Consider the following 560-nt stretch of genomic DNA (forward strand, 5'->3'; position numbering starts at 1 on the left):
ACTCCCAGGCAACGGGCGCAAAAGGGGGGCTCATTCGGAGGCTTTTGGTCGATCACGCGGCGGCTTTACGAGCAAGATCCATGTCCGATGTGACAATCAGGGATGCCCTCTTGGCTTTGTCCTTACCGGAGGCCAGGTCTCGGACTACAAAGCCACAGACGCCCTGATGAAGCTGTCTGTCCCGCCCCCCAAAGCCATGCTGGCTGATCGGGGCTATGACAGTGACAGCTTCCGCCAGGATCTGCTGATCCACGGGATCCTGCCGGTTATTCCATCACGCAAAAGCCGCAGTGCTCCACAGAAAACAGACTGGTGGCGTTACAGGGACCGCAACCGCATCGAGCGGATGTTCAACAAACTCAAGCAGATGCGCCGTATCGCGACGCGCTACGACAAAACCGCCTTGTCCTTCATGAGTTTCCTCAATCTCGCCGCAGCAAAGCTCTGGATCAGATTTTTTGTCAACATGACCTAGTCCCCCGGCTAGCCGAGCCAGAGCAGGCAATCCCTGCTCTGCTCACATCACAGAGCGGATATCAGACCCCTCTCCACCTTAACCC

The 560-nt window shown here is 57.1% G+C and carries 1 protein-coding gene; it reads left to right on the forward strand.

Annotated features, from left to right (window positions below; translation table 11 throughout):
• Positions 1-475 (forward strand): IS5 family transposase (locus tag KP705_RS16470; protein ID WP_215765030.1); only part of this gene is annotated, 475 nt, incomplete at its 5' end.
• Positions 476-560: the final 85 nt, after the last annotated feature.

It is taken from the genome of Gluconobacter sp. P1D12_c, from assembly GCF_018812105.1.
GTDB classification, from domain to species: Bacteria; Pseudomonadota; Alphaproteobacteria; order Acetobacterales; family Acetobacteraceae; genus Gluconobacter; species Gluconobacter oxydans_A.